The sequence below is a fragment of the Pseudomonas sp. MF7453 genome (assembly GCF_016405455.1).
Lineage (GTDB): Bacteria > Pseudomonadota > Gammaproteobacteria > Pseudomonadales > Pseudomonadaceae > Aquipseudomonas > Aquipseudomonas paralactis.
Map to the genome: position 1 here is coordinate 255,738 of NZ_JAEKCN010000011.1, position 8,003 is coordinate 263,740.

At 56.3% G+C, this 8,003-nt stretch carries 4 protein-coding genes and 2 rRNA genes; 3 read left to right on the forward strand and 3 right to left on the reverse strand.

The features are described 5' to 3' along the window. Positions 1-281: 281 nt before the first annotated feature. Genes JFT63_RS18840 through JFT63_RS18850 form a run of 3 tightly spaced genes read left to right on the forward strand, consistent with a single transcriptional unit; the run spans position 282 to position 5,358 of the window. Positions 282-1,040 (forward strand): DUF3050 domain-containing protein, encoded by a 759-nt coding sequence (locus tag JFT63_RS18840; protein ID WP_198708841.1) that lies wholly within the window; start codon positions 282-284, stop codon positions 1,038-1,040. Continuing rightward, the gene (locus tag JFT63_RS18845; protein ID WP_057704716.1) at positions 1,037-1,984 is read left to right on the forward strand and encodes a diiron oxygenase; all 948 of its coding nucleotides are present in this window, start codon (positions 1,037-1,039) and stop codon (positions 1,982-1,984) included. Before JFT63_RS18840 ends, JFT63_RS18845 begins: the two co-directional genes overlap by 4 nt. Continuing rightward, positions 1,981-5,358: an amino acid adenylation domain-containing protein gene (locus JFT63_RS18850; protein ID WP_198844508.1), complete on the forward strand. Its 3,378-nt coding sequence runs from the start codon at positions 1,981-1,983 to the stop codon at positions 5,356-5,358. The genes JFT63_RS18845 and JFT63_RS18850 overlap by 4 nt, the downstream gene beginning before the upstream one ends. Before the next feature lie 71 nt (positions 5,359-5,429). Here JFT63_RS18850 and JFT63_RS18855 read toward each other — a convergent pair whose 3' ends face one another. From JFT63_RS18855 to rrf (JFT63_RS18865), 3 genes are all read right to left on the reverse strand, one after another. Beyond that, positions 5,430-7,310, reverse strand: coding sequence for a methyl-accepting chemotaxis protein (locus JFT63_RS18855; protein WP_057704718.1), 1,881 nt, complete (start codon positions 7,308-7,310; stop codon positions 5,430-5,432). 274 nt (positions 7,311-7,584) lie between these two features. Next, positions 7,585-7,700: ribosomal RNA gene (gene rrf, locus JFT63_RS18860) — 5S ribosomal RNA — on the reverse strand. A gap of 109 nt (positions 7,701-7,809) precedes the next feature. After that, positions 7,810-7,925 (reverse strand): 5S ribosomal RNA (rrf, locus tag JFT63_RS18865). Positions 7,926-8,003: the final 78 nt, after the last annotated feature.

Genomic DNA, 8,003 nt, shown 5'->3' on the forward strand with positions numbered 1-8,003 from the left:
ATGAAACTACTGACACCGAGGAACTCTCCCACACGTTAACAACCAAGTTATCCCTGCACCAGCTTTCGGACAAAACATCTAATACTTTTATAATCCGACCTAGACGTTTAATCGGCTTATTATCTTCGCCCGACCACCACACCCCTTTCAATCCGCTGGGCACAACTCGATCAAGGTTGCGCTACCTGCGTGGCCTCGACTAAATATTACATCTCCAACTCACAACTACAAAATTCCAACACTGCTTTTCGAGCACTTGCAACAACTTATAGGCGTCAACCATGCACCAACATTTTATCGAACAAAGAAAACAACAACTTTTAGGTCATCCGTTATTTATAGAAATAACTTCTTTCTCAAAGTTACAACACTTTATGGAACACCATGTGTTCGCTGTGTGGGACTTCATGACCCTGACCAAACGTCTGCAACAAGACCTGACGTGCACTCAGATCCCCTGGCTCCCTCCTGCAGACCCCCACGCTGCCCGCTTGATCAATGAAATTGTGCTGGGCGAGGAATCGGATGAGCACCCAACGCGAGGCCATTGCAGTCACTTCGAACTTTACCTGGACGCTATGACAGAGGTAGGCGCCAGCACCGTCACCATCACACGCTTCATCGATCTGCAACATCAGGGCGTGGAGGTCAGCGCGGCTTTGCAGATGATTGATGCGCCTCGTGGTGTGGTGCAATTTATCGACAGCACATTGCAAATCGCGCTCAGTGCGCCCACCCACTGTGTGGCAGCGGCTTTCCTGCATGGACGCGAGAGTGTCATTCCCACGATGTTTGAGCGCCTGATGCACAGCAACACGTTCATTGAACGTGAAACGCCTACCTTCTTGCACTACCTCAACCGCCATATCGAAGTGGACAGCCACGACCATGGGCCCGCGGCAGAACAATTGCTCCAGCGCTTGATCGGCGCAGATCCGCTTCGCCAGAGACAAGCCGATAGCACCGCCCTTGGCGCCGTGGAGCGCCGTATTACGTTCTGGGACGGTGTGCTGGCCTCGCTGCAAGAGGTTCGCCCATGAGCGCCTTCCATTACCAATCCTTTGCCGATGATTGGGAGCGTCGCGCAACCATCCGCACACGTCCCCGACGCGTGCTGGAAAATGACGGCAACCTCATCTTTCCCCTGTGTCGCCAACCGCTGGTACTGAGTGCAACTTTCCTTGAACACTGCCCACAGTGGCGCGACTACGTGCTGACGCAAAGCTTCTATAAATTCATCAATGATGTGGTGATCTTCGAAACCGAGATTGTCGACAAGACCGCGCGCAGCATCGCGAAAAATCGCTTCTCCCTGCCCTTCCCGCTTGCTTGCCGCTACGACGCGATGACTGTTGTTGTGGACGAGGATTACCACGCGTTGGTCGCGCTGGATTTTCTTCAGCAAGCCGTGGAAATGACCGGTATCGAACCGCTTGATCTACCCGGGCAAATTGAATTGAGTCGCGCGCTACCGGCAGCGCAGGCAAAGGTACCGGCGCACTTGCACGATGCCGTTGAATTAATCGCCGTGGCCATTGCGGAAAACACGGTTACCCATGATGTGGCAGCGTTCTCCAAAGACGCCAGCGTCAAACCGTCTGTGCGCGGCCTGATGGCCGATCACCTGTTCGACGAGGGCCGTCACGCGCGGTTCTGGACCCAGTTGGTGCGTATCTACTGGCAGTCGGCAACTGCGCAGGATCGCGACAGCATCGCTCAAGCGCTGCCTGTTTTCCTGGGGCGCTACCTGACTAACGATCTGCAACAAGACTTCGACCTGCAACTGATCGAGCACCTGGATATCAGCGCCGACACTCGTCTTGCGCTACGCCATGAAATCCATGCGCTGGCCTTTCCCATCACCCATCAACATCCGCTGGTGACCAATATCATGGGTTTGCTGCGCCACAGCGGTGTCTTGCAAACGCCCAGCGTCGCACAAGCACTGAGCGCCTACCTGCCCGTACAAGGGAGGTTGGCATGAGGCGTTTAAAGATCGCGTGGGGTGCCTCCAGCAAAGCCCTGGACGCGCTCAAGCAAGTGCTGGAGCAATATGGGCATATCGCAGGAGCAGGGCCTGTCGACCTGGTAATTGAAGATGGAGGGCAGCCGCTGCCGCCATTGCCAACCGACGCGCCATGGATAAGCCTGCGCGTGGGTATCGGCCCGCTGTCCGAGCACGGGCTGCCCTCACTGCAGTTGCGCTGCTATGACCGCGAGCGACGCTTGTTGGCTGTGCAGGGCGTCGCCGAGGAACCCAGCGGCAACGGCCAGCGATTACATCAGCAGGCCACGAACACACTGGCGCAGTGGGCAGCTTGGTTGGTTTGCGGTTTTTCAAGAGATCCCGATTATTTCTCTATAACCGCTGCCGCTAACGACTGGCCCGAACAGGGCCTGCAAGGGCTGGAAGCATTGGCGTTTATGCATCGTTTCAACCACACGGCAAACCCGGCCTTACTGCGCGCAGCCCAGGTGCCCATGATTGAAAGGCTGCAGGCCAGTCTGGACACCTTCGCGAATCGAACAGCGTTGAATATCGCCGGGGACATGCTGACTTATCAGCAACTTCATCGCCATGCCATAGCGATCCAGCAACGCCTGCTTCCCTTGTTGGAAGGCGCGCAAGCACCAAGGGTGATCGGCGTGTGCCTGGAAAAATCCAACGAGCTGTATGCCAGTATTCTTGCGGTGTTGGGTTGCGGCTGTGTGTATTTGCCGTTGGCCCCGGATTATCCACTGCAACGTCAGCACTGCATGTTGGAAAGCCTCCAGGCTTGTGTGTTGTTGGATAACGGCCAGCATCCCTTGCGAGCGGGCTTCATGTCCCTTGATGTCAGCCAGATCGCTGTGCACGACGCCGATGCGGCGCAACCGCTGATGCGCCATCGCCCCATTGCCGACGAGCCTTGCATAGCCTTGTTCACGTCGGGGACCACCGGTCAGCCCAAGGGTGTACTCCTGAGCCACTATAATCTGGCGCATTTCAGCGCGTGGCTTACAACCTGCGTGGGGCTGGATCAACACAGTCGCGTCCTGCAGTTTTCGCCGCTGGGCTTCGACTCGTCATTGATCGATATTTTCCCGGCCCTGATCGCCGGTGCTGAATTGATTGTCCCTAGTGCGGATCAACGTCACGACCCGCAGCAACTGGTAGAGCTGATTCGCCAGCAACGCGTCAGCCATGGATTTCTACCACCGGCGCTGCTCGGCATTCTGCCGCTGGATCAGCCGCTGGGCCTTACTCACTTGCTGACCGGCGGTGATTTCTGCGAGCCCTATGTGATCGAACAATTGGCGGGGCAATGTCGGTTGCATAACCTCTATGGGCCCACCGAGACCACGGTTTTGGCAACACACCGAGTATTTAAACAAGGTGATAGCCAGCGCAACATCGGCCACCCCATAGCCAACAGTCAGGTGCTAATCCTCGACGATAACCTGCAACCGGTGGATGAACAGGTCACAGGCGATTTATACATTGCCGGCCCAGGCGTCAGCCTCGGTTATTGGAATGCACCGCCGCAAGCCGACAGTCCATTCGTTGAGCTGACGCTGCCCAATGGACAGGTTCTTAAGGCTTACCGCAGCGGCGATTTGGCGAAATGGACGCAAGATGGCATCGAGCTCGGCGGGCGGCGGGATGAGCAAGTCAAGATCCGCGGTTTTAGAGTCGAGCCTAAGGAGATTGAGCAGTGCCTGCGCGACAGTCGATTGTTTCGCCAAGTGGCGGTGGTAATCGACCGGACGCACAGAGTCATAGGTTTTGCCGCCCAGCCCGAACCCGGCGCTACGCTGGACAGCCTGAAGGCACATGCTCGGCAGTGGTTGCCGGTACATATGCAGCCGGTCGCCTGGAGCGAGTTGGCTTGTATGCCAGGTACAAGTAACGGCAAGGTCGATCGGAAGGCTTTACTGGCCCTGCCAATATCCACATTCGCCGGGGCGGCTCGCAGCCCTGTACAAACACCTCTGCAAGCACAATTGGTGGACTTATGGGCAGAGTTGTTGGCTTTATCGGCAGGTGAACTCTCGATCGATGACAGCTTCTTCAACCTCGGAGGTCACTCCATTCTGTTGTCGACACTGTTGCTGCGCCTGCGTGAGCAGTTTGGCCGCAGCTTCTGCCTGAGCCCCTTTTTCGAGGCCCCGACCATCCGCACGCTGGCCGCACTGATGGACGGCGGTGTGCTGCCTGATACCCCTAGCCACCAGATGGAGAAAGATGCAGCAAGAACGCTGGAGTTCGAGGTGTTGCCTGATACCCACCTGGGTGATCCACGCAAAGCGATCGTCACCGGGGCGAACAGTTTTGTCGGGGTGCATATCGTCCAAGCGCTGCTGGCTGGCGGCGCGCAAGAAGTGGCGTGCCTGGTGCGCGAACTGCCTGACCAATCGGCGACGGCGCGATTCACCCAGGCACTGCGCGAATACCGACTGGACCATCTGGACCTGAGTCGAGTGCGGGTGTACGCCGCCGACATGCGCAAACCCCGCCTGGGCTTGGCCGACAATGTGTATGACGATCTCGCTCGTCATTATGGTGTGCTGGTACATAACGCCGCACAGGTCAATCATGTACTGGACTACGCGTCCCTCGCCAGAGACAACGTCGAGCCGGTTTTTGAGTGCCTGCGCCTCTGCGAGACTCAATGTAAGAAGGTTCTTAATTTCATCTCGACGCTATCGGCCTGCAGCAGCGTGGACGCCGATGGGCACGTCCTTGAAACGCCAGCCGGGCCCACGCAGCCACTGTATGTGAGAAATGGCTACAACCTCTCGAAATGGGTGGCTGAGCGATTGTTAGGAAGGGCCGTCGAACAAGGGGCCTGGGTCAATATTCATCGGCCGGGAAATATCAGTTTCAATAGCCAGAACGGCGTCTGCCAACCGCAGAAGAACCGCCTGATGTTGATGCTCAAGGGGTCTGTGCAATTGGGGTTGGTTCCCCGGCTGGAGGTGAACTTCGATCTGATGCCGGTGGATTTTCTGGCCCGCTTCATCGCGTTCCACAGCGCCCACTTTGCCTTTGGGCGAAACGTGTTCAACCTGCACAACCCGCAGCCATTGAGCTGGAATAAGTACCTCGACGCGTTCAGCCAGGCCGGGCATGTCTTCGACCGGGTAAGCGTTGAAGACTGGCAGCGTGCGTTGCGAACGGTTAGCCGTGATAACGCATTGTTCGGGGTGCTGGGGTTCTATCTGGACGAACTGGGCGAAGACATCGGCGATACGTCGATGATCCGTTACGACAATGCCCGGTGGGGTTTGGAAAGAATGGGAGTGGGCTATCCGTCAAAGAGCCCTGCGCTGTTACGCAAAGGTTGTGACTACCTCAGGGCCATCAGCTTCCTGTGAGCGGCTTGCCGATGACACTGCTGCGCCAATCAGCATTCGGAGCGAGAGGTCTCGCTCCGATGCAAACAGGATCAGATCTTGAAGCTATCGACCAATTGCTTCAATCGACTGGCCTGCTGGGACAGCGCATCGCAGTCCTTGAGCGTCTCGTTGAGGTTGGCCACACCCTGCTGGTTCAACAGGTTGATCTGGTTGATGTCGACGTTGAGCGTTTCAACAACTGCAGTCTGCTCTTCGGTGGCAGCCGCAACTGACTGGTTCATGCCATCGATCTCAACGATACGCTGCGTCACGCTGATCAGGCGCTCACCCGCCTGGTTGGCCACTTCAACGCTTTCTTCGCTGGAAGTCTGGCTGGCGTTCATGGTGGTCACCGCTTCACGGGAGCCCACTTGCAACGAAGTGATCATCTTGTGGATCTCTTCTGCCGACTCTTGGGTACGGTGTGCCAGGTTACGCACCTCATCGGCCACCACGGCGAACCCACGCCCGGCTTCGCCAGCGCGGGCGGCTTCAATTGCCGCATTGAGGGCGAGCAAATTGGTCTGCTGGGAAATGCCTTTGATCACATCCAGAATATGCCCGATGTTGTCGGTGCTGGCGTTCAGGGTCTCGATCTGAGTGCAAGACAGGCTGATCTTCTGCGACAGTTCCGACATCGCCAGGATGGTTTGCTCAACCACCTTGCGGCCATCATCAGCCTGTTCACTGGCACCACTGGCGTGCTGGGAAGCATCGGCTGCGTTGCGGGCAATTTCCTGGGTGGCGGCACCGAGTTCGTTGATGGCCGCAGCTACGCTGTTGGTGCGCGCACTTTGTTCGTCGGAGCCGATGATCGAAGCATTGGACGATGCCATTACGCGCTGGGACAAATCATGCACCTGACGCGTTGCCGAAGACACCTCGGAAATCGAAGCGTGGATGCGTTCGACGAATTGATTGAATGCGCTGCCGACTTCGCCGAATTCATCTTTGCTGGTCACTGCGAGGCGTCGGGTCAAATCACCTTCGCCTTGGGCAATGTCCTGCATGGCGACGCCCATGGTGGTCAACGGACGCAACAACACTTGAATCAACAGGCTCAAGAGCACGGCAATGGCCACAACGGCGATCAACATTGCAATCAACGCAGATGTACGGAACTTGCCCAGCGGGGCGTAGGCTTTTTCTTTGTCGATGGATAGGCCGATGTACCAGTCGGCGCCGGGCAAACCGCTGATAGGCGTGAACGAAAGAATGCGATCCTGGCCATTGAGAACAACGTCCTGGTTGAGCTTCTCGATGCGCAGGTTGGTGCCTGGGTAGATGTCCTTGAGATTTTTCATCACCTGGTCCTGATCAGGACTCACGATGACCTGACCATCACCACTGACCAGAAATGCATGGCCAATGCCGCCGAAGTCTACGGAGTTGATGATCTTCACCAGGGTTTGCAGACTCAGGTCACCCCCAACAACACCCAACAGTTCGCCGTTCTTCTTCACCGGCATGGCAATTGTCACGATCTGACCGCCCACAGCCGCCATATAAGGCGGAGTAAGCATGGTTTTGTCTGCCACTACCGCCTGCTTGTACCAAGGGCGCTGACGGGGGTCGTAGTCGTCAGGCATCTTCGCGTCAGGACGCTGCGTGAATACGCCATTGGTTTGGCCCACGTAGGTGAACTGGAAGTTGGAGGTAAACGCTGGCTGATCCACCAACCCAGGGAGATCGACGGCACTGCCTTGATGGGCAACGTTCTGCGTCAGGTTTTCGAGGACCAGGATGCGACCACTGAGCCAGTTCTGCACGCTGCTGGCGGTAAGCTCGCCGGATTGCTGAATAGACGATGCCAGGTTTTGCCTGATCGTGCTGCGTTGCAGGTAGTCGTTGTACAGGGTGAATAACGCGAAGGCTAAAACCACGACGCCTGACGCGGCCAACAGAATTTTATGACTGAACTTGAGATTCATTTCATCGACTTCTTTTTGCCAAAGGGGGGTGAGCGTGCCGAGTGGAACATTCCATGTAGCGGGATAGGCGGACTCTGCGGTCGCTCTATTTCGGTGCACGCATGGCTCGTCAGGCTTTCGGCCAAACATCAGCAAAGCTTAGAAATTTGTGCGAAGCATCTTCTTTTTGCGTAGGAAACCGACAGGCGGTCGGTTCAAGGCGGGAGGCTATGACGTAGAGCCTTAAACGACAAAACCCCTGTCTGCGTTAGCAGACAGGGGTTTCGGAATTCAATCTTGACGATGACCTACTCTCACATGGGGAAACCCCACACTACCATCGGCGATGCATCGTTTCACTGCTGAGTTCGGGATGGGATCAGGTGGTTCCAATGCTCTATGGTCGTCAAGAAATTCTGTGTACCAGACCGTTGCGTTGGCAACGTGCCGGTGAAATTCATGAGCTTCTACATAAACAAAACCCCTGTTTGCGTTAGCAAACAGGGGTTTCGGAATTTAATCTTGACGATGACCTACTCTCACATGGGGAAACCCCACACTACCATCGGCGATGCATCGTTTCACTACTGAGTTCGGGATGGGATCAGGTGGTTCCAATGCTCTATGGTCGTCAAGAAATTCGGGTACTGAGTCGCGACCAGATGGCCTCGCTTCAGCAAATTGGGTATGTGACAGCTTTCGGTGTTTTGTGAG

Excerpts from the sequence above, each read along its gene's own strand:
- JFT63_RS18845 (WP_057704716.1), top strand. The coding sequence starts at position 1,037 with ATGAGCGCCTTCCATTACCAATCCTTTGCCGATGATTGGGAGCGTCGC.
- JFT63_RS18855 (WP_057704718.1), bottom strand. The coding sequence starts at position 7,310 with ATGAATCTCAAGTTCAGTCATAAAATTCTGTTGGCCGCGTCAGGCGTC.
- JFT63_RS18840 (WP_198708841.1), top strand. The coding sequence starts at position 282 with ATGCACCAACATTTTATCGAACAAAGAAAACAACAACTTTTAGGTCAT.
- JFT63_RS18850 (WP_198844508.1), top strand. The coding sequence starts at position 1,981 with ATGAGGCGTTTAAAGATCGCGTGGGGTGCCTCCAGCAAAGCCCTGGAC.